The organism is Streptomyces sp. SID10853, assembly GCF_010548145.1.
Taxonomy (GTDB): domain Bacteria; phylum Actinomycetota; class Actinomycetes; order Streptomycetales; family Streptomycetaceae; genus Streptomyces.
This window is the reverse complement of the sequence record NZ_JAAGLN010000044.1, coordinates 18,544-39,376: the sequence shown is the minus strand read 5'-3', so window position 1 is coordinate 39,376 and position 20,833 is coordinate 18,544. Positions and strand designations below refer to the sequence as shown.

General features: G+C 71.3%; 20 protein-coding genes and 1 pseudogene. 6 read left to right on the top strand and 15 right to left on the bottom strand.

Annotation, left to right across the window (positions count from 1 at the left end; all coding sequences use genetic code 11):
* Positions 1-1,045, top strand: a 1,045-nt coding sequence (locus tag G3I19_RS11920; RefSeq protein WP_164262977.1) for a hypothetical protein, incomplete at its 5' end; no start/stop codon positions are given.
* Positions 1,046-1,064: 19 nt separating this feature from the next.
* On the opposite strand, the gene G3I19_RS11915 is transcribed toward G3I19_RS11920, so the two are convergent.
* From G3I19_RS11915 to G3I19_RS11860, 12 genes are all read right to left on the bottom strand, one after another.
* Positions 1,065-1,937: a DMT family transporter gene (locus G3I19_RS11915; RefSeq protein ID WP_164262975.1), complete on the bottom strand. Its 873-nt coding sequence runs from the start codon at positions 1,935-1,937 to the stop codon at positions 1,065-1,067.
* Between the two features lie 146 nt (positions 1,938-2,083).
* Entirely contained in the window at positions 2,084-2,722 is a 639-nt protein-coding gene (locus G3I19_RS11910) for an OmpA family protein (protein ID WP_164262974.1), read from the bottom strand.
* Between the two features lie 3 nt (positions 2,723-2,725).
* Positions 2,726-3,319: a hypothetical protein gene (locus tag G3I19_RS11905; RefSeq protein ID WP_164262972.1), complete on the bottom strand. Its 594-nt coding sequence runs from the start codon at positions 3,317-3,319 to the stop codon at positions 2,726-2,728.
* A 13-nt stretch (positions 3,320-3,332) separates the two neighbouring features.
* The gene (locus tag G3I19_RS11900; RefSeq protein ID WP_275402719.1) at positions 3,333-3,893 is read right to left on the bottom strand and encodes a pilus assembly protein TadG-related protein; all 561 of its coding nucleotides are present in this window, start codon (positions 3,891-3,893) and stop codon (positions 3,333-3,335) included.
* 38 nt (positions 3,894-3,931) lie between these two features.
* Positions 3,932-4,159: a hypothetical protein gene (locus G3I19_RS11895; RefSeq protein ID WP_164262970.1), complete on the bottom strand. Its 228-nt coding sequence runs from the start codon at positions 4,157-4,159 to the stop codon at positions 3,932-3,934.
* A 343-nt stretch (positions 4,160-4,502) separates the two neighbouring features.
* Positions 4,503-5,393, bottom strand: coding sequence for a DUF5936 domain-containing protein (locus tag G3I19_RS11890; RefSeq protein WP_164262968.1), 891 nt, complete (start codon positions 5,391-5,393; stop codon positions 4,503-4,505).
* A gap of 18 nt (positions 5,394-5,411) precedes the next feature.
* On the bottom strand, positions 5,412-6,350 hold the full coding sequence (locus G3I19_RS11885; RefSeq protein ID WP_164262965.1) for a type II secretion system F family protein: 939 nt from the start codon (positions 6,348-6,350) through the stop codon (positions 5,412-5,414).
* Between the two features lie 9 nt (positions 6,351-6,359).
* Positions 6,360-7,697 (bottom strand): CpaF family protein, encoded by a 1,338-nt coding sequence (locus tag G3I19_RS11880; RefSeq protein WP_164262963.1) that lies wholly within the window; start codon positions 7,695-7,697, stop codon positions 6,360-6,362.
* Complete coding sequence (locus G3I19_RS11875) at positions 7,694-8,131, bottom strand: TadE/TadG family type IV pilus assembly protein (RefSeq protein WP_343235073.1); 438 nt, start codon at positions 8,129-8,131, stop codon at positions 7,694-7,696. The genes G3I19_RS11880 and G3I19_RS11875 overlap by 4 nt, the downstream gene beginning before the upstream one ends.
* 17 nt (positions 8,132-8,148) lie before the next feature.
* The gene (locus G3I19_RS11870) at positions 8,149-9,759 is read right to left on the bottom strand and encodes an AAA family ATPase (RefSeq protein ID WP_164262959.1); all 1,611 of its coding nucleotides are present in this window, start codon (positions 9,757-9,759) and stop codon (positions 8,149-8,151) included.
* A 7-nt stretch (positions 9,760-9,766) separates the two neighbouring features.
* A complete protein-coding gene (cpaB, locus tag G3I19_RS11865) occupies positions 9,767-10,480 on the bottom strand; it encodes a Flp pilus assembly protein CpaB (RefSeq protein ID WP_164262957.1) in 714 nt (237 codons plus the stop codon).
* Positions 10,477-11,334 (bottom strand): hypothetical protein, encoded by an 858-nt coding sequence (locus G3I19_RS11860; RefSeq protein ID WP_164262954.1) that lies wholly within the window; start codon positions 11,332-11,334, stop codon positions 10,477-10,479. Before G3I19_RS11860 ends, cpaB begins: the two co-directional genes overlap by 4 nt.
* Positions 11,335-11,796: 462 nt before the next feature.
* Between G3I19_RS11860 and G3I19_RS11855 the strand changes: the two are divergent.
* Positions 11,797-12,681 (top strand): annotated as a pseudogene (locus G3I19_RS11855) (chitinase); the annotation flags it as partial.
* A gap of 86 nt (positions 12,682-12,767) precedes the next feature.
* Here the strand turns inward: G3I19_RS11855 and G3I19_RS37430 are convergent.
* The 3 genes from G3I19_RS37430 to G3I19_RS11840 all read right to left on the bottom strand — a co-directional run bounded on the left by G3I19_RS37430 (position 12,768) and on the right by G3I19_RS11840 (position 15,823).
* Positions 12,768-13,256 (bottom strand): hypothetical protein, encoded by a 489-nt coding sequence (locus G3I19_RS37430; RefSeq protein ID WP_239074190.1) that lies wholly within the window; start codon positions 13,254-13,256, stop codon positions 12,768-12,770.
* A gap of 144 nt (positions 13,257-13,400) precedes the next feature.
* Positions 13,401-14,228, bottom strand: coding sequence for a serine protease (locus tag G3I19_RS11845; protein ID WP_164262952.1), 828 nt, complete (start codon positions 14,226-14,228; stop codon positions 13,401-13,403).
* A 182-nt stretch (positions 14,229-14,410) separates the two neighbouring features.
* A complete protein-coding gene (locus G3I19_RS11840) occupies positions 14,411-15,823 on the bottom strand; it encodes an aminopeptidase P family protein (protein ID WP_164262950.1) in 1,413 nt (470 codons plus the stop codon).
* 160 nt (positions 15,824-15,983) lie between these two features.
* Here G3I19_RS11840 and G3I19_RS11835 point away from each other — a divergent pair, with 160 nt between their 5' ends.
* The 4 genes from G3I19_RS11835 (at position 15,984) to G3I19_RS11820 (ending at position 20,832) form a co-directional block, all read left to right on the top strand.
* Positions 15,984-16,967, top strand: coding sequence for a LuxR family transcriptional regulator (locus G3I19_RS11835; RefSeq protein ID WP_203599461.1), 984 nt, complete (start codon positions 15,984-15,986; stop codon positions 16,965-16,967).
* 391 nt (positions 16,968-17,358) lie between these two features.
* Entirely contained in the window at positions 17,359-17,574 is a 216-nt protein-coding gene (locus tag G3I19_RS11830; protein WP_164262946.1) for a type A2 lantipeptide, read from the top strand.
* A 106-nt stretch (positions 17,575-17,680) separates the two neighbouring features.
* The gene (locus G3I19_RS11825; protein WP_164262944.1) at positions 17,681-18,487 is read left to right on the top strand and encodes an HlyD family efflux transporter periplasmic adaptor subunit; all 807 of its coding nucleotides are present in this window, start codon (positions 17,681-17,683) and stop codon (positions 18,485-18,487) included.
* Positions 18,484-20,832, top strand: coding sequence for an NHLP family bacteriocin export ABC transporter peptidase/permease/ATPase subunit (locus G3I19_RS11820; protein WP_343235072.1), 2,349 nt, complete (start codon positions 18,484-18,486; stop codon positions 20,830-20,832). Before G3I19_RS11825 ends, G3I19_RS11820 begins: the two co-directional genes overlap by 4 nt.
* Position 20,833: the final 1 nt, after the last annotated feature.

The following is a 20,833-nucleotide window of genomic DNA, read 5'->3' as shown; positions in this document are numbered from 1 at the left end:
CAGCGCGGGCGACGGCCCCGAGGGCAGCGGCGTGCACGACGGCGGACCCGGGGCGCCCGGCAAGGTGTCCCGGCCGATGGTCGCCGCTGCCGCCATCGGCGGCGTCGTCCTGCTGTCGCTCCCCTTCGTCGTCGCCTCTGCCACGGGCGGCGACGGCCCGAAGCACAACTCCCGTAACACCGCAGCCGGTTACACCGACCCGGGACAGGGCGCCGACGGGTACGTCCCGGGCGCCGATGCCACCAAGGGGCCGGCCGTGCCGGGGGGTTCGAAGCGCTCGGGCTCCACGGGCGGCCTGGGCGCGCCCCCGATCACGGAGGCCGCGTCGGCGGACAGTGTGAGCGGGCCCGGAGGGAAACCCACCGACGGCAAGAAGGACGGTCAGCGCAGCGACAGCAAGGACACCACGTCGGAGAAGGGCGACGACGGCAAGAAGTCCGGCTCCGGCTCCGGCTCCGGCTCCGACAGCAGCGGTGGCGGCAGCGGAAGCAGCGCCTCCACCCAGGGCTCCAAGGTCAATTCGGCTCTGCTCTTCTCCGCGGTCGGCGGCCCGCACTGTTCGAGCAGCTCGGTCACCTACGAAGAGCGCGGTGCCTACACCGACGACCAGGAGGGGTGGACGACCCACGACGGCTCGTACGCGTCGGGGGGCTGCACGGGCCGCTACCGTTCGATGCCGATGTCCGGGAGCAGCTCCAAGGATTCCGGCAACAGCGTGATCTGGGTCTTCCGCACCGGGAAGGTGACATCGGGGAGCTGCAAGGTCAGTGTCTACATCCCGGACGACAGCGTGGCCCGCCATGTGGGCGGACAGCCCTCGTACTACACGGTCCACGACGGGACGACGGGGAACGACACCCAGCTGGGCAGCTTCACGATCACCCAGGTGAGCCACCGGGGACAGTGGGTCGGCGCCTCCACGTACAAGATCTCCAAGGGCCTGCTGACCGTCAAACTCCATGACCGCGGGGACGACTGGAGCAGCTCGTCCCGGGACAACGCCCACCATGCGGTGTCCTCGGTGCGGGTGGAGTGCACGGCCTGACAGCGCCCCGGCCCGCCGTTCACTTCACCCTGGACGGCGAGCCGGTGTTGCCGGACGCCAGCGGGGAGCGGGCCAGCTCCACACAGCCGAGGGCGACCAGGGCGAGTGCGGCCAGCTCCGGCACCAGCCACCAGCCGGTGCGCAGGGTCTCGCCGAACAGGGTCACGCCGTACAGGATGCTGATGAGCGCGTCCCCGAGCGTGAGCATCGGCTGGACCTCGACCAGGGTGCCCGCCTGGAGGGCGTTCTGCAGCAGGAAGAGCGCGCCCACGCCGGCTGCCGCCGTGCCGTAGAGCTGCCACGCCTTCAGCAGTTCCACCCACCCGTCCGCGTCGCTGAGCCGCGCCATGGCGTCCTTCATGAGCGCGGCGGTGAGCGCGTAGCCGCAGGCGGCGGCCAGGCCGAGGAGGGCACCGCGGGGGTTGCCGCGGGTCTTGAGGGCCGCGCCGATCAGGACCACCTCGAAGATCCCGGTGAGGACCAGGGCCGGGATCCACCGCAGGCCGCTCACGGTCTCGCCACCGCCGCCCGGGGCCGCGGTGGCCATCCCCAGAGCGAGCCCCAGGGTGACCGCGGCCACGCCGTACCAGACCGTACGGGGCAGCCGTACGTGCAGGAGGTGGCCGGCGAGCAGCAGGGTCGCGGGCAGCTCGATGACGAAGATCGGCTGCACCACGGCGATGGGCCCGGTGGCCAGCGCGACGGCCTGGCAGACGGCCGCGACGATCACCAGGCCGACCCCGGCCAGCCACACCCGCTGCCGGATCAGATGCCCGAAGAGGGACGCGTGCATCGCCTCGTCGTCGGGCACCTTCGCGGCGGCGCGGCGCTGGAACACGGATGCGGCGCCGTTACTGAGCGCGGTGAGCACGGCGAAGAGGACACTGATCACCGGTCCATGATGGACGCCGGGGTATGCGAAGCGGGGACCTGCCCGACCCGGCCGCGCCGCCGGGCGTCCGGGCGGCGGGCAAGGGCCTTTCGTTTGGACCAGGCCGGATCAGGGAGCGGGGTCTGGCCTGATCCAGACGAAAGGCCCTACGAGGTGGTCCCGGACCCGGGCTTCTCGCCGCGCGGGAAGGAGATCTCGACGCGGCGGTTCTTCGTACGGCCCTCCTCGGTGGCGTTGGACGCGATCGGATAGTCCTCGCTGTAGCCGCGGATGTCGAAGGTGACATCGGAGCCCAGCGACGTGGCCAGCTGCTGCTGCACCGCGTCGGCGCGCCGCTTGGAGAGGACCTTGCCGTGCTCGTACGACCCGAGGTTGTCGGTGAACCCGAAGACCCGGACCTTGGTGGCGTGCTGCGCGAGTGCTTCGTCGGCGATGGCCTTGATACGCGCCCTGGCCTCGGGGTTGAGCTGGGGGCTGTCCTTGGCGAAGAGGACTTCGGCCTGGAGCGCGAAGGTCACGTCGGCGTTGGTGTCCTCGCGGCGCTCCTCACCGCCGAGGTCCTCGACGACGGACTTGATGTCCAGGACGTGCGGGGCCGCGAGCGTCGCCCCGTCACCGAGCCGCAGCCCGGGGGCGGCCGGATCGATCGTGGGCGGCGGCGAGGACGTCGTACTGTCCGGGGGCGCGCTGGGGGTGGGGTCGGCGGCCTGCGCACCGGTGACGGACAGCCCGGTGAGCAGAAGAGTGACGGCGAGGGTGGCCGCGGGGCGGCGGGGTCGTCTCATGGGTCACTGCCCGTCGGAGATGTCGATGGTGGCGGGGGGCATGTCGCCGATCTGGAACTCCACGGACCTGGTGCTGGCGGGCGGGGCGGGGAACTGGGCGTAGAACGGCTTCTCCTCGTCCGCCTGGATCCCGCCGCTGAACTTCGTGCAGAGGCAGCGTCCGTCGGTGTCCCGCAGAATGAGGTACTTCTTCTTGCCCGTCTGGTCGACCAGCGCGGCCCCTGCCATCGATGTGGAGTTGGCGGCCAGTTCCTTCTCGTCCCCCGCCCAGCTGGGCTCGATCCAGTACTTGCCGCCTCCGTTCTTCACCGTTCCGCTGACGGTGAGGAAGCCGCCGGTGTCGCGGACGGCCGAGGTGATGGTCAGGGTGATGTCGGCGCCGCCCTTGACCTGCGCGAGGGTCTTGTTGGCCGACGCGCTCGGGGCCGGCTGGGCCGTGTTCCCGTCTCCCTTCGCACCGGTCGCGGGGGAAGACGCGCGCCCCTTGCCCTGGTCGCCGCCGTCACCTCCACAGCCCGCGACGGTGAGTGCCAGGCCCGCTGTGACCGCCACAGTGACCAGCGCCCTGCGGGCCTTGACGGTGCGCCGCATGCTCATCTGCTACTCATCCTCACTCCGCCAGGTGGACAGCGAACAGGTCCTTCGGCTGGGGCAGTTCCATCGTGTCGGGATTCTTCGGGTCGATCTTCCAGGGCCGGCCGTCGCATTCGAAGGTGATCACCTTCGGGTCGTCGGACGGTGTGGCCGAGCAGCGCGGTTCGATCATCGCGACGGCGTGGGCCTTGGCGTGCCTGCTCTCCGTTCCGGGGATGACGGACTTGCCGACGGTGAACCGGGTGGTGACGCTGGCCTCGAAGGCGGGGTACCCCTTCACCGTCGTCGGCGTGAGCCCGTCGAGCGTGGCGTCGTTGTCGCCCGCGAGCCGTGCCGCTGCCGCGCTTCCCGTACCGGCGACGGGGTGGTCGCCGAGCAGCCAGCCCGCCCAGGCGTCCTGCCGGCCGAGCGAGGCGGTCAGCCCGTCCGCCATCTGGTCCCGGACGTCCTGGGCCGCGGCCAGCGCCGCGGCGTCCGCGGCCGACTGCGCGCCGTTGCGGGCCACGGCGGCCTGCGCGAAGGCGAAATACGCGAACGCCAGAAAGAGCAGTCCGCCCACCACAACGACGTAGATCAGGATGGTCTGGCCCCGGTCACGCTCGGCCTGGCACGGCCTCAGCCCCCGGTGATGGAGTTGACGGCGGTACCGATCGCTTTCGAGATGATGTTCTGCAGCCCGAGCCCCCGCACCGCCACCACGATCAGCGCCACGATCACCAGCAGCCCGCCGTACTCCACGATGCTCGCGCCGCTGTCGCCCGCCCGCCTGCGCATCCGGGAGACCACCGTGTCGCGCCAGGTGCCGAGTGCCAGATACGCCTTGAGCGTGATGTCCTTCGCCATGCTCTGCCCCTTCGGGAACGTACGACTCCGTCTCTGCGGCAGGGCTGCCGTACACGGCGCCCCGCCTTCCCTCACCGCGTACGGATTCAGCCATGGCGGCCGGGCTCCCGCGCGGACGTACCCAGCCATATCGCCTGCGCGGTACGGCCGTTGGTGCTGGTTCGGGTGGAGCTGTGCTCATGCCGGGGGCGGTGCGGTGCATGACCTCCGCCTCCCTCGGACTCGGCCCGAAGTCATATCCCTGGGGAGAGGGTGGCACAAAGGATCGCGGCCCCGAAGCGGCTGACAGAAAGTGGCCGGAACCCACCCTCCGTATCAGCGGTGCCCACCCCGGTGTCATCGCTCAGTTCCCGAACAGCGAGCCGAAGTCGGTGGTGGAGCCCAGGAACATGTTCGTCACGATCAGGATGAGCGTCGCCGGGACCATGGTGATCAGCGTGACCACCGTGGCCTGCGGGATCGCCTTCGCGGCCCGGCGGCGGGAGTTCTGGGCGTCGGTGCGGCGCATGTCGTTGGCGATCTGTATGAGCGTGTCCGCGATCGGCGCGCCCAGTTCCTCGCCCTGCTGGAGCGCGCTGACGAACTGCGAGACCTGCTCCGACTCGTTGCGCCTGCGCAGTTCGTCGAACGCCTGGCGGCGGCTGACGCCCATGTCCATCTGGCGCAGGGTGATGCGCAGTTCGTCGGCCCAGGGCCCCTCGTACTTCTCGGCGACCCGCTCCAGCGCCTGCCGGAAGCCGAGCCCCGCGCTGACGACGACCGCGAGGACGTCGAGGAAGTCGGGCAGGGTCCGCTCGATGATGTCCTTGCGTTTACGGATGGCCTGCCAGATCGTCGCGTCGGCGGCGAACGCCCCGTAGGCGAAGGCGAAGACGGCGAAGATCCAGCTGCCGTTGGTGAGGAGCGCGAGGCCCGCCAGGCCGCCGAAGATCCCGTACACCGCGCGGCGGGCCGCATAGCGGTCGACGGTCAGGCCGCCCGGGTTCCCCGCCGAGTCGATCCTGCGGCGCTTCCTCTCCACCGCCCTGGGCCCCATCGCCCTGAGCACGGCGGGCGCGAAGCGCATACCGGCGCGGTCGACGGCGGCCTCGGCGCCGCGCACCCGGGTGGCACCCACTTCGAGCGCGACGGCGAGATCGCTGGGGATCTTCACGTCGGAGCGGTACATCCGGACGCCCTGGAAGATCCCGGCGACGGCCGCGCCGAGCGCGAGAGCGAGCAGCAGTCCCAGCATGGCTGTGGTCCCCTCCCCTCAGACTTCGATCTTGCCGAGGCGCCGCATGCCGATGAACCCGACGGCGTACAGACCGAGTGCGACGAGCACGGCCGCCTGGCCGAGCGGGTGGCCGGTCATCCGGGCCAGGGAGCCGGAGTCCATCGAATTGAGCATGATCATGGCGCCGAGCCCGAGCAGCGGCAGGGTGTACGCGGTGGCGTTGACCTCGGAGAGCATGGTGACCACCTCGCGCCTGGTCTCCTTGCGCTCCTCCAGGGTCTCGGTGAGGTTGCGCAGGCTGCCGACGACCGTGCCGCCCGCGCGGTTGGAGAGGACCAGGGTGGTGACGAGGACGACCAGCTCCCGTGAGGGCAGCCGGGCCGCCAGCTCACCCAGGGTCTCGTCGATCGACCTGCCGAGCGCCAGCTGGGCGGTGACCGTGGCCAGCTCCTCGCCCGCCGGGGCCTCCAGCTCCTCCGCCGCCATGCCCAGTGCGGTACGGAGGGCCAGCCCGGCCGCGGTCGCGTTGGCCAGGATCCTGGACAGCTCGGGGAGCTGGTTGATGAACGCCTCGATGCGCTTCTGGCGCTGCCAGTTGAGGAAGGTGTTGCCCGCCCACAGTGCGACGAGGCCGGCGACCGGGCCGAAGAACGGTGCCAGCGCGGCCGATGCGACCAGCCAGAGCGCGACGACGCCCCCGACGACGTACACCGCGAACTCGCCCGCCGTCAGATCGAGGCCGGTCGCGGCCAGCCGCAGCTGGAGCCGTTTGCCGAAGGCCGTCCCGCGCAGTCTCCGGTCGACCCCGCCGAAGCGGCGCACGCGCAGCCCTTCGGGGGGCGGCCCGCTGTGCGAGAGCCGGTCGACCAGGGCTTCGCGCTGGGCCCTCCCCCTGGCGTACACATGGATACCGGTGACGGCGAGCACACCGCAGAGCAGCGTGCCGCCGATCGCCAGCAGAGCGGTGTCGGTCATGGTGCTGCCCTACCTCGCCTCTCTCGTGTTGAGCGGGTCGACGCCCTGCACCACGCCGAACGCGGGCGGCAGCGCCTCGTTCGCGAGGTACAGCCGCTCCGCGATCCCGCGCGGCAGCGGCAGATGTTCGAACTGGCCGTGCACCACCCGGTCGGCGTTCATCGGCCGGGCGCGGAAGCGGGAGACGGTGGCGAGCCGGAAGCTCTCCCGTCCGTGGCTGACGAGGAGCACCAGCTCGCTGACCTTGCGGGAGCCGTCGGCGTGCCGGGTGAGCTGGACGATGACGTCGACGGCGCTGTTGATCTGGTCGCGCAGCGCCTCGAAGGGGATCTCCACCTCGGACATGGACCCCAGGGTCTGCAGCCGCATCAGCGCGTCCTCGGCGCTGTTGGAGTGCACGGTGGCGAGCGAGCCGTCGTGCCCGGTCGACATCGCCTGGAGCATGTCGAGGGTCTCGCCGCCGCGCACCTCGCCGACGATGATCCGGTCGGGGCGCATCCGCAGCGAGTTGCGTACGAGGTCGCGGATGGTGATCCTGCCGTTGCCCTCGACGTTGGCCGGCCGGGTCTCCAGGCGTACGACATGGGCCTGCTGGAGCTGGAGTTCGGCCGCGTCCTCGACGGTGATGATGCGCTCGTGCTCCGGGATGAGGCCGGAGAGCGCGTTGAGCAGGGTGGTCTTCCCCGAGCCCGTGCCGCCGGAGACGATCACGTTGAAGCGGGCCCTGACGAAGGCGGAGAGGAGCAGCAGCATCTGCTCGTCCAGCGTGCCGAGCGCGATGAGCTCCTGGAGGCGGTACGCGCGGGGGAAGCGGCGGATGGTGAGGGTGGGGCCGGTCAGCGAGAGCGGCGGGATGATGACGTTGACGCGTTCGCCGGACGGCAGGCGGGCGTCGACCATCGGATTGGACTCGTCCACGCGGCGGTTGACGGTCGACACGATGCGTTCGATGGTCTGCATCAGCTGCTCGGTCGACGCGAAGCGCATCGGGAGCTGCTCGACGCGTCCGGCCCGCTCCACGAAGATCGCGTCGGGCCCGTTGACCATGATCTCGGTGATGGAGGCGTCCTCCAGGAGCGGTTCCAGCACACCGAGACCGAGCGCTTCGTCCACGACCCGGCGGATCAGCTGGGAGCGCTCGGCGGTGGAGAGCACGGGGCCCTCCCGGCTGATGATGTGGCCGAGCACCCGCTCCAGTCTGGCGCGCCGGTCGGCGGCGGCCAGCGAGGACATCTCGGCGAGGTCGATCTCCTCCAGGAGCTTCGCCCGGTAGACGGCGACCTGGTGGCCGTCCTCGCGGCCGCCGCCGTGCTCCTCGGGGGTGGCGATGCGGGACCGCAGGCTCATGGTGCCTCCCTCGCGCTCCGGGGTGCGGCGCTCCCGGGTGCGGCGCTCCGGTCCGTGGTGTCGTTCGGCATGGCGACGGTGCGGTGGACCGGGCCGAAGAGGTGGATGCCCGGCAGGACGGACGGGACGGTGATGGTGGCGGTCGCGCGTACGGTGTCGCCGCCGCCGACCGCGACGTGGGTGTTGCCCTGGAGCCAGCCGGACACGGCGTCCTGTCCGGCGGCGGCCCCCGCGCCGGCGTCCAGCGCTTCGGTACGGGCGGCGGCCCGGGCCGCGGTGCCGGCCTGGTTGGCGGTGTAGCCGACGATGCCGAGCTGGATGGCTGCCATGCCGATGAAGAGGAGGAGGGGGAGCATGCCGGTGAATTCGAGGATGGCCGTGCCACGGTCGTCGTGGCGGGGGAGATTGCGGACCGGGGTCGGGGGCGGAGCCACGTGAAAGAGTCGCCGCCTCATCTTCCGTCCCCCTCAAGCGCAGCCCCCGCGCTCCCGTCCACCGACCAGGGAAAGTTCCCGGCCCCCGGAAAGAGCACCGGGGTGCGCAGATGGACTGTCGCCTTCATCAGGTCCCCCGCCGCACCGCAGTCGACCCGGGCCGCGCCCCGCCAGTTGGCCGGCAGACGTTTCAGGCCCGCCTCCCGGCAGCCCGCCGTCGTGCCGTCCACCGCGTACGAGGCCGTGGCCGCCCGCGCCGCCTCGTCCGCCGCGTTGCCCGCCAGGGAGAACGTGTAGCCCCACAGCACGCACTGCCACATCGCCACCAGGACGAAGGCGATCAGCGGGGCCATCCCGGCGAACTCGACCAGGGCCGAGCCCCGGTCGCTGTCGAGGCGACCGGCCCGGCCGCGCAGCAGGCCGGTACGGGCGCCCCTGCCGTGGGAGGCCGGCGCGGGCGCCTTCACCAGGCCGAGTTCCCCGGCCAGGGCCCACATCGCCTGCTTGACCGTGGAACGGCTGTCCAGGTCCTGCATCCGGCCCGCGTCCACCGCGGCCTGGAGTTCCTTGAACCCGGCCGGGATCGCGGCACGTGCCGCCTTCGTACCCGTGATCCGCTCGACCAGCGGCGGCTGGATCTCGGCGCTCCTGGTGGCCCGGTTGACGACGGTGACCGTCTCCTCCGCCTTGCGGACCTGGAGCCGGTCCCACATCCGCACCATCCGCTTGGCCGCCCGCACGGCCACCACGTCGGGGGTGACCAGGAGCAGTGCGTGGTCGGCCATTTCGACCGCGGCGGCGTTGGCACCGGTCAGCTGGGTGCCGCAGTCCACGACCACGATCTCGTACCGGTTGCGCAGGGCGCCGATCGCCTGCCGGGCCACCCGGTCGGTGACCTCCTCGCCGCGCTCACCGTCGCCCGGCGCGAGGAGCAGCCCGACACCGGTCGGGTGCGCGTACACCGCGTCCTGGATGACCCGGGGCGAGATGTCCGCGATGCCCGCCAGGTCCGCGATGGAGCGGCGGAACTGTACGTCGAGATACGAGGCCACGTCACCGGACTGCAGGTCGAGGTCGACCAGGGCGACGGATCTCCCGGACGCCCTTGCGGCCAGCGCCAGTTGGACCGCCGTGACGGTGGCGCCGACCCCGCCCTTGGCCCCGGTGACCGTGACGACCGTGCCGCCGGGGCCCGCCGCCGGGTCGGGGCCGCCGCCGAGATGACGGCGTACGCCGGTGGACCAGGAGGCCGCGTTCTGCACCCGGGCCGCCAGCTCCTCGTAACCGAGCGGCAGTCCGACGAGACCGCGGGCGCCCGCGTCCATCGCCGATGTGTAGAGCAGCGGGCTGATGTCGGCGGTGATGAGGACGACGCCGACGGCGGGGAAGCGCAGCGCGACCTCCCGGATCAGCTCCAGCGCGGGCGCCGGGCCGATCCGTTCGTGGACGAGGACGACCTCGGGCAGCTCGTCGAGCGAATCGGCTGCCAGCCGGGCGAGCAGGTCGAGCAGCGAGGTCGAGTCGGCGACCGGCGGGAAGGGTTCGGCGTCGGGGAGCTGGCTGAGCAGGGTGAGCACCGCGCGCGCCGCGTCCGGGTCACCGGCCACCGGGAGGATGCGTGTCGTCATCTGTCCCTCACTTGTCGCCGTCGAGGGTGTAGGTACGGTCGCGCTGCGGGACGTCCGCGCTGCCGCCGGCCGCGACGAGCGCCAGCCGGACATGGGTCGCGAACGACTCGGCGTACGCGACACGCTGGGCGTCGAGCGTCTTGAGCGCGAAGGTGATCGGGACGGCGTCGGTGGCCTGCCGGGTGCGGTCGCTCTCGTTCTGGTCCGGGTCGAGGGCGGTGAGCTTGCCGACGTCCACGACGCGGGCACCGGAGACGATCACCTTGGAGGTGTCGGGGACGCCCTTGTCGTCGCCCTTGAAGGTCGCGTAGATGTTGACGCTGGAGCCCGGCGTGATCTTGCCCGCCACCCCGGTGGACGCGTCGATCATGATCGCGATCTCCTGCTCGCCCGCGGTGAGTTCGGGCTGCCGGACGATCATGTCGCTCTGCAGCAGCGAGCCCTTGCGCAGCTGGGTGACGGCGATCTTGCCGCGCACCTGGGCCAGATCGGTCACGGCGTTCGCGGAGAGCCAGCGCCGCGGCATCCGGGTCTCCTCGAAGTCGCCCGGGGTGAGCTGTTTGTACGGGGCTATGTCGTCGCGTACGCGGTACGCGGTGACCTCGGGTCCGACTTTTTCGTTCACGTCGCGGATGACCGAGAGCACGCCGATGATCGCGGCGACGGCACACACGGCCGACAGGATCAGCAGGACGACGCCGCGGCGCTGGCGGGAGTTCACTGGGCGGGCAACCTCTCGAGCTGGGCGTGCGGATCGGCGAAGGGCGCGGAGCAGAACCCGCAGCGGTCTCCGATGAGTTCGAGCCCGCACCAGCGGCACAGCTCACGGCGCACGGAGGAGACCAGCTGGTGCAGGACGGACAGCTCGGGGATGGCGGCGGCGAACTCCACCAGCCGGGGTGTGGCCCACCAGCCGGCCGACTCGGCGGGCAGCGCGGTCTCCAGATGGCCCTGCACCTGCCAGGCCGGGGCGAGCACGGTGGTCACCCAGTCGGACTGGAGCTGCCCCCTGGCGACGAGCAGCCGGGTCGCGAACGACGGCCCTTCGAGCAGGCCCGGTTCGGTGCCGGTCACCTTGGCCAGCTGCGGCGCAGGCGAGGCGAGTACGGCGAACTGGGAGCCGGGCATCCAGGATCTGGCGTGCGCCGTGAGGGAGACCGGTACGTGGTCGAGCCGGGTGACCGTCGGCAGCAGCGCGCCCGCGTAGATGTAGTGGGCGAGCAGCCGGGCGGCGGAGGCGAGCACACCGGGGCTGAAGTCGCAGACGGAGAGCTGGCGCAGCTGGCGGGCGAGCACCGCGACGCCGAGCGGCGGCAGTTCGACGGGCAGCAGGGCGATGCGGTCGCTCTCCAGGACCGAGCGGACGGCGTGCAGCCGCTGGACGTACGCGGCGGGCAGCGCGGCCGCATAGGGCACGACGACGTATCCGTGCTGTTCGAGGAGGGCGTGCAGCTCCGTGATGGAGGCTTCGAACGACTGCGCCGACGGCGGCTGGAGCACGGCGGCGAGCGGGGTGTGCCGGTCGGACGGCGGCAGCGCGAGATCGCCGCTGGTGACAGCTATGGCGGTCGGCACGTCGTGGTCCCCCGTTCACAGCGGGTTGCTCCTGCCTCAGCACTGTATCCAGGGGGCACGCCGGAAGAACCACAACTGCCCAAGATTCATTGGATCTTGGCTGATGAGTGCCGATGAGCACGGGCCGCGAGAGGCGGAGAAACGGTGGAGAGCGCGGCCCGTCCTGACAGATCCCTTGACATTGCAATTGGTCTGGACCAGCTTGGTGGCATTCGGCGGTGGCCACCGTTCGGCACCTCAGCTCTTCCCTGCGTCTCAGCTCTTCCCCGTATCCCAGCCGCCACCCCCCACATCTGGAGGCCGTACGTGACATCCGCACGATCCACCCGAGCCTGGCTGGGCGGCGCCGTAGCCGTCCTCGCGGCCGCGGCCCTCTCCCTCGCCGGGACGACGGCCCAGGCCGCCGGCAACACAGCCCCCACAGCGTCCAGGACCACCGCGGCCGCCACCGTGCACACGGCCGCGCCGCCCGCCCACGCGGTCACGGGCTACTGGCAGAACTTCAACAACGGCGCCGCCGTCCAGAAGCTCAGCGACGTACCGGACGACTACGACATCATCGCGGTCGCCTTCGCCGACACCGGCAGCTCGCCGGGCGCCGTCACCTTCAATCTGGACTCGGCCGGGCTCGGCGGCTACACCGCCGACCAGTTCAAGGCCGACATCAAGGCCAAGCAGGCCGCGGGCAAGTCCGTCGTCATCTCCATCGGCGGCCAGAACGGCACGGTCTCGGTGAGCGACTCGGCGTCGGCGGACAACTTCGCCAACTCCGTCTACTCACTGATGCAGGAGTACGGCTTCGACGGCGTCGACATCGACCTGGAGAACGGCGTCAACTCCACGTATATGTCCCAGGCCCTCAAGTCACTGTCGGCGAAGGCCGGTTCGGGCCTGGTCATCACCATGGCCCCGCAGACCATCGACATGCAGTCGACGTCGGCCGAGTACTTCAAGACGGCGCTCGCCATCAAGGACATCCTGACCGTCGTCAACATGCAGTACTACAACAGCGGATCCATGCTGGGCTGCGACGGCAAGGTCTACTCCCAGGGCACGGTGGACTTCCTCACCGCGCTCGCCTGCATCCAGCTGGAGGGCGGCCTCGACCCCTCGCAGGTCGGCCTCGGTGTCCCGGCGTCGTCGAGCGCGGCGGGCAGCGGCTATGTCGCGCCGAGCGTCGTCAACGACGCACTCGACTGCCTCACCAAGGGCAGCAACTGCGGCTCCTTCAAGCCCTCGAAGACCTACCCGGGTCTGCGCGGCGCGATGACCTGGTCGACCAACTGGGACGCCACGGCCGGAAACGCCTGGTCCGGCGCGGTCGGACCGCACGTCCACAGCCTGTAGCCGCACCGGTACCAACACCGGCACCCAGCTCGGCAGCGCCGCCGCTCCCCCGGTGGCGCTGCCGCCGTGCGTACCGGGCCGGGTGGCTACTGCGGACGGCCCCCGAGGTAGTACCCCAGCACCGGGGCCAGCTCGGCGAACCACTGCTGGAGCGCCGCGCCACTGCGGGCCTCCACCGCGCACTCGTAGAACGCGCCGTCGGCCAGCACCACCGCCACCATGAGCGTGGTGCCTCCGAAGGATCCCTTGTACGGCACCGAACGGATCTGGCTCCAGCCGAAGTCGGCGGTCCGCCCGTCCAGTTCGAACGAGACCCCCTGGCTGTCGACCACGACGGCGTTCCGCCGGTCCGCGGCCAGGAAGTCGGGCCCGCCGGCGAAGTCTCCGGAGGGCGCGGGGCCCGCGGGCTGCTGCACCGGAGAAGGCACCGGAGGGGACGCCGGAGCGTACAGCGGGGGCGGCGGCCCGAACCCCTGCTGCGGCGGGGGCTGCTGCGGCTGCGGTGAACAGGGCTGCGGCGGATAGGCGGGGTACGGTCCCGGCGACGCGCCGCCCTGCTGCCCGGTCCATGCCATGTGCGGGCCCTCCTGCTCTCGGTTCACCGCCCAGTATGACCGGAGCGTATGACCGGAGCGCCGGAACGCACGGAGGCGCCCGCCGGTTCCCCGGCGGGCGCCTCCCCTGATCGGACCGGACGGCCCCTACGGCCCGGACAGCCCCTACGGCTTGGGCAGGGTGCAGCCCGAGCGGCTCAGGTCGATCTTGTTGCCGGTGCCGACGCACGGCACGATCCCGTAGGTCTCCTCGGCGTAGTTGATGCCCTTGTGGACGGTGACGTTGCCGGACTCGTCCACCTCGCACGGGTTGTTCTCCGTGCAGCGCTCGCCGTCCTCATTGCCCGTGTTGTTGACGGCGACGACCTTGCCGGTCGAGGTGTCTATCACCGGCGACCCCGAGGTACCGCCGATGGTGTCGCAGGCGGAGGTGTAGCGGAGCGAGTCCTTCCAGGTCCAGTCGCCCTCCTTGAGGCGGTAGACGAAACCGTCCACGTCGCAGCTGTAGATCTTCTTCCAGTAGCCGGAGACCACACTGATCGCGGTCCCCTGCGCCGGGTGGTCCGCGTTGAGCTCCAGCGCCGAGATGCCGTACTTGCTCTGGATCTGCGCGTAGGTGGAGGAGAGCTCGTACAGCGAGATGTCCGTGTCGGTCATCGTCGCGTAGGCCACCTTGTCGGCCTTGAGCGTGGCGACCGAACTGCCCGCGGCATTGAGCAGCGAGAAGGTACGGCTGGACGGCTGGTCGGTGATGACCTCACCGGGCGCCGGGAAGCCGGCCTCCAGGCAGTGGCCGTTGGAGAGCACCAGCGCGGGATCGTCCGGCTGCGAGTCCGGCACGCGGACGACGGAGCCCGAGCAGTTGCTCAGCGCCACCGTTCCCGCGAAGTCGGCTGCTTTGGCCGCGGGACGGCTGGTGGCCGCCACCGCGGGTGTCGCTGCCGCACCCATGAGGAAAAGAGCGAGCAGTGCGCCGACGAGAGGCTTCTTCATGTGGGGGGTCCCCTCTGTGACCGAAGTTCTTCCGGTTTGACATGCGCATTCTTAACGCAAGAGGGGGTGCCGGGGAAGGGCACACCGCCGGTGACCGGCCGTCGCGGCTCGCTCGGCCCGACCCAGCCCGACCCAACCTGACTCGGCCCGACCCAGCCCGACTCGGCCTGCCCCAGCCCGACTCAGCCGGCGAAGCGGGCCATCCACGCCTCGACCTCGTCCGCCGACCGCGGCAGTCCGTCCGACAGGTTCTCGTTGCCGTCATCCGTGACGACCAGGTCGTCCTCGATACGGACACCGATGCCGCGCCACTCCTCGGGCACGGTGAGGTCGTCCGGCTGGAAGTACAGGCCGGGCTCGACGGTGAGCACCATGCCCGGCTCCAGTACGCCGCCGACGTATCCCTCCTGCCTGGCCTGCGCGCAGTCGTGGACGTCGAGGCCGAGCATGTGACCCGTACCGGCCATGGTGAAACGGCGCTGGAGACCGAGTTCGTACGCGCGGTCGGCGGGGCCTTCGATGAAGCCCCACTCGACCAGCCGGGCCGCCAGATGACGCTGGGACGCCTCGTGGAAGTCGCGGTAGGCGGCGCCCGGCCTGACGGCGGCCATGCCCGCCTCCTGGGCCTCGTACACCGCGTCGTAGACCGTGCGCTGCACGGGCGTGAAGGTCCCGTTGATGGGCAGCGTGCGCGTGACGTCGGCCGTGTAGAGGGTGTTCGTCTCGACGCCCGCGTCGAGCAGGAGCAGGTCGCCGGGGCGCACCGGACCGTCGTTGTGCGTCCAGTGCATGATCGTGGCGTGCTCGCCCGCGGCACAGATCGAGCCGTAGCCGACGGCGTTGCCCTCCAGGCGCGCACGGCGGAAGAACGTGCCCTCGATCCACCGCTCGGACGACGCGACCGCCGTGGAGAGTTCACCGACCACATCGGTGAATCCGCGCACGGTGGAGTCCACGGCCTTGCGGAGCTCGGCGATCTCCCACGGGTCCTTGACGAGGCGGAGATCGCTGAGCGCCTCGTCAAGGCCGGCGTCGCGCTCCTCGTCGGTGGTCACGGCGGCCGTCAGGGCCGGGTCGACGCCGCGGACGATCCGGGTCGGCACCGCGGGGGCGGCGGCCAGGTCCGCGGCGGCCGTGCGGATGTCGCGGCACTCCAGGCCGAGCACGAGCTCCGACTCGGCGAGTGAGCGCCGCCGGCCCATCCACAGCTCCGCCGTGGGGCCGGTCCAGAACTCGTTGTTGTCCCTGCTGTCGCGCGGCAGCTGGTAGCAGTAGGCGTCGTGGCCGCCGTCCGCGCGGGGTTCCAGGACGAGCGCGCCGTCGCGGACCTGGTCCCCGGTCATGTGCACATAGCCCGAGTACGGCCGGAAGGGGTAAGTGTCGTCGTTCGAGCGGACCTTGAGGTTCCCGGAGGGGATCACGAGGCGCTCGCCCGGGAAGCGCGCGGAGAGCGCCGCGCGGCGGCGGGCCGCGTGCGGGGACTGCTCGGCGAGCGTCAGGTCGTGCCGCTCGGTGTCCGCCCAGCCCGTCCGCATCAGAGCGGACAGCTCGTCGGAGATCCTCGGGTAGAGACTGTTCCTTCGGCCTTCTGCCACGGTCGTGCACCTTCCTCTTCGCTCTCGACGGGCGCCTCGCCGCCCATCGGTCGCCGGCGGCTCCCGGACGGTAGCCCGCACCCCGCCCGCCCGGGGCCCAGGAGCGCCACTGGCACAGATCGGCCAGGCACCCCGGCGGGAGCCGCCGATAATGGGGCATATGACGAACGTGAAGCTCGGCGATGCCCTGCGGCTCCTGGGAATCGATCACGCGGCGGTCCGGATCTATCTGGCCCTGCTCGACCTGGCCCCGGCGCCGCTGAGTGCCGTCGGCGCCGCCGCCGGCCTGGACGGCGCGGAGCTGACCACGGCGTACGCCGCGCTGGTCGACGCCGGTCTGGCCAGTGCCGCCGAGTCGGGCGGGGACATGGTGGCCCCGGTCCCGCCGGCCGCGGGTCTGGAGATCCTCGCCCGGCACCGGGCGGCCGAGGTCGAGGAGTCGCGCATCAGCGTCGGGGGCGCGTTCGACTCGTTCCGGCGTCAGCGGCTCGCCGCGTACAACGACCATCTGGTCGAGGTCGTGACCGGCGATGCCGTCGGCCCCAGGATTCGCCAGGCGTGGGCGAGCGCCCGCGACCAGATCCGGCAGTTCGAGTCACCGCCGTACTTCCCGCTGACCGGCGCCACCGACGACGCGCTGGCCACGCTGGCCCGCGGTGTGACGCAGCGTGTCGTGTACTCGCGGGCGTCACTGGAGCATCCGGGCCATCTCAAGGAGGTCGTCGAGCCGTGCGTCAGGGCGGGCGAGCAGGCACGGGTACTGCCGTCGGTGCCGGTCAAGCTCGTGATCATCGACGAGGCGTACGCGCTCGTGTCGTTGTCGATCAAAGAGGCCGACGTGCACAACACGATGCTGGTCGTGCAGCCGTGCGGTCTGCTCTCGGCGCTCATGGCCCTGTTCGAGCAGTCCTGGCGGAACGCCCTGCCGTTCCACGGCCGCACCACCCACCCCGGCGGCCTGCCACCCGCCGACCGCCGTCTGCTGTGGCTCCTCGCGGGCGGCGCGGGCGACGACGTCATCGCCCGCGAGCTGGGCATCAGCCGCCGCACGCTGTTCCGCAGGCTGCAGATCCTGATGGCCCGGCTGGGCGCGGCGAACCGCTTCCAAATGGCCTTGCAGGCACAGCGCTCCGGATGGCTGTGACCGGGCGTGGGCGAAACGGGCCCACGGAGCGGTGGACCGGCGTCAGTGAGCACCGTCAGTAAACCTCCACACCGAATGCGCAGGCCGGTCACGGTGTCCCGGGAACAGGCACGAACCGGATAATCGCCCTTGGTCATCAATACAGGGGTGTCCATTTTGCTGAAATTCGCAGTGCCCTTTTCCCCACGGAGCTGTGGAGCAAGTGAAGGCGCTGTCCCGGCCCGGTGAACGGACCTGCACCCGGCCGCAATTCCACCGCCCCGCAATGCCTGACCGGGCAGCTTCCGAGTGGATGTACGAGGCGTCATCGTGCTTTGATCCTCCGCACCGCGGGAGTTGCACCACTGATTCCCGCCCGCTCGCATTACCAAGAGAAGGGCCCGCTCAGATCATGAACACCACTCCCCAGGTCGAGACCCTCGAAATTTCCGACGCCGACCTCGACAACGTCTCCGGCGGTCTCGTCGGCGGCCTCGTCAGCAGCGTGACCGGCACGGCCGACTCCGTCGCCCCGGTCTCCGGCCTCGTCGGCACCGTCACCGGCACGGTCGAGGGCCTGACCGGTGTCAACACCGGCGCCGTCACCGGCCTCATCGCCGGCGCCTGAGCCACAGCTCCACACAGGCCCCGGAACCTTCCCCAGGGTTCCGGGGCCTGACGGCGCTGTCAGGGCCTGTCGCCCCGCCGGCTCCGCAACGTAAGGGAAGAACGCCGTGCAGTTCCGCCAACAGGCCCTGTCCAAGCTGCAGTCGCCCGAGGAACTCGACCTTCCCGTGCGCCTCGCCCGGCCGCAGGGCCTGCTCGCCCTGGTGGTGACGGTCGTCGTGATGGCCGCCGCCGCCGTGTGGGCGGTGACCGGATCGGTGGCGTCCACGCTGCGCGCACCCGGCGTCCTCACGCACGCGCAGGGCAGTTACGTCCTCCAGAGCCCCGTCACCGGTCAGATCACGGGTGTGCTCGCCAAGGAGGGGCAGCGGCTGGCCGCCGACGCACCCGTCCTCAAGGTCCGTACGGCGCACGGCGACCGGCTCGTCCGCACCATCGACGCGGGCCGGGTGACCACACTCGACGCCGGGATCGGCGCGGTCGTCACCACCGGCGCCGATGTCGCCACCGTCGAGAAGACCCGCAGCGCCAAGGACCCCCTGCTCGCCCTGGTGTACGTCCCGGCGGACAGGGCTGCGACCGTGCCGGTCGGCGCGGATGTCGACCTCACCGTCCAGTCGGCGCCCGCCCAGCAGTACGGGATGCTGCGCGGCCGCGTGCAGCAGGTCGGACGCGGTGCGCAGACCCCGCAGCAGATAGCCGCCTTCCTCGGTGACAAGGAGCTGGCCGGCCAGTTCACGAAGAGCGGCCCGGCCGTCGCGGTCCTCGTCAGGCTGGTCGCGTCGTCCGCCACCACGTCGGGTTACGCGTGGACGTCAGCGGGCGGACCGCCGTACGCACTCGACTCCATGACCCCGGCCTCCGGCGCCGTGCACCTCGCCGAGCAGCGCCCGATCGATTGGCTGCTTCCGTGAGCCCCTCCCCCGCCGCCCAGCAGAAGCTGCCCCCGGCCGGCCACGGCCGCCGCAGGGCACGCCCCGCGCCCCGGCCGCGGATACGCCACCGGCGGGTCCGCACCCCCACGGTCCTCCAGATGGAGGCCGTCGAGTGCGGCGCCGCCGCGCTGGCCATGGTGCTGGCCCACCACGGCAGGCACGTCCCCCTCGAAGAGCTCCGTATCGCCTGCGGTGTCTCGCGCGACGGCTCACGGGCCAGCAACCTCCTGAAGGCCGCGCGCCGTTACGGCATGACCGCCAAGGGCATGCAGATGGAGCCGGCCGCGCTGGCCGAGGTCAAGGCGCCCGCGATCCTCTTCTGGGAGTTCAACCACTACGTCGTCCACGACGGCATGGGCCGGCGCTTCGGGCGGCGCGGTGTCCACATCAACGACCCGGACAAGGGCCGCAGGTTCGTGCCCGCCGAGGAGTTCGACAGCAGCTTCACCGGTGTCGTCCTGGTCCTCGAACCGGGCGACGGCTTCCACCCGGGCGGCCGCAGGCCGGGCGTCCTGCGGGCGCTGCCCGCGCGCCTGCGCGGCACCACGGGCACCATGCTCGCCGCGCTCATCGCCAGCCTGCTCCTGGTCGCGACGGGCGCGGCGCTGCCCGCGCTCAGCCGCACGTACATCGACATGTTCCTGATCGGCGACCAGACCTCGCTGCTCGGTGCCCTGTTCGCTTCGATGGCCACGATGGTGGGGCTCACCGCCGTCCTCACCTGGCTCCAGCAGGCGAACCTGCTGCGCGGGCGCATCATCTCGTCGACGCTCAGCAGCGCGCGCTTCCTGGGCCATCTGCTGCGGCTGCCCGTGACGTTCTTCGCGCAGCGCAGCCCGGCGGACCTGGTGCAGCGCCTCCAGTCGAACGACGCGGTCGCCGAGACCCTCGCCCGCGATCTGACCGCCGCCGGGGTCGACGGTGTGGTGGTGCTGCTGTACGCGGCGCTGCTGTGGACGTACGACCCACAGCTGACGCTCGTCGGTGTCGGCATCGCGCTCGGCAATGTCGTCGCGATGCGGATCGTGGTCCGGCTGCGCGCCACCCGTACGCAGAAGCTGCGCGCGGACACGGCCCGGCTCACCAACACCTCGTACACGGGCCTTCAGCTGATCGAGACGATGAAGGCGACGGGCGGCGAGAACGGCTACTTCCGGCGCTGGGCCGGGCAGCACGCCACCACTCTTGAGGAGCAGCAGCGCCTCGGGGTGCCGAGCGCGTGGCTGGGCGTCGTGGCACCGACCCTGGCGACGCTGAACAGCGCGCTGATCCTGTGGATCGGCGGGCTGCGCGCGGTCGACGGGCATCTGTCGGTGGGGCTCCTGGTGGCGTTCCAGGCGCTCGTGGTCCGCTTCACCGCGCCGATCACCCGGCTCAACGGTGTGGCGGGCCGAATCCAGGACTTCGCCGCCGATGTGACGCGGCTGAAGGACGTCGAGAGCTTCCCCGCGGACGCCGTGTACACCCGCGCGGACAACGCGCCCTCGGGCGGCGCCGGTTCCGGCGACGGACGCTCGGGCGACGGGCGCCCCGACGGCGGACACTCGGGCGACGGGCGCTCCGACGACTACCGCGCCGGGCCGCCGGCCGCGAGCACCCGCCGTCTCAAGGGACACGTCACCCTCGACGCCATCACGTTCGGCTACAGCCCGCTCGACAAGCCCCTCCTCACCGGCTTCTCACTGGCCGTGGGACCCGGACAGCAGGTCGCCCTCGTGGGCGGCTCGGGCAGCGGCAAGTCGACGGTCTCCCGGCTGATCTCAGGTCTGTACACACCCTGGGAGGGCACGATCCGCATCGACGGGCAGCGTCTCGACGACATCCCGCGGGGCGCGCTGACCGCGTCGGTGTCCTTCGTCGACCAGGAGGTGTTCCTCTTCGAGGGCACGGTCCGTGACAACGTCGCCCTCTGGGACCCGTCGATCCCGGACGAGGCGGTCGTCGACGCGCTCAGGGACGCGGCGCTGTACGACGTCGTGGCGCGCAGGCCGGGCGGTATCCACGGCCGGGTCGAGCAGGACGGGCGGAACTTCTCCGGCGGGCAGCGCCAGCGGCTCGAAGTGGCGCGGGCCCTGGTCAGGCGGCCGAGCGTCCTCGTGCTCGACGAGGTGACCAGCGCCCTGGACGCCGAGACCGAGCACGTCATCATCGACAATCTGCGGCGCCGCGGCTGCGCCTGCGTGGTCATCGCCCACCGCCTCAGCACGGTCCGCGACAGCGACGAGATCGTGGTCCTCGACCACGGCCAGGTCGTGGAGCGCGGCCGCCACGAGGAGCTGGTCGCCGCCGGAGGGCCGTACGCCGAACTGGTCAGGGAGCACTGAC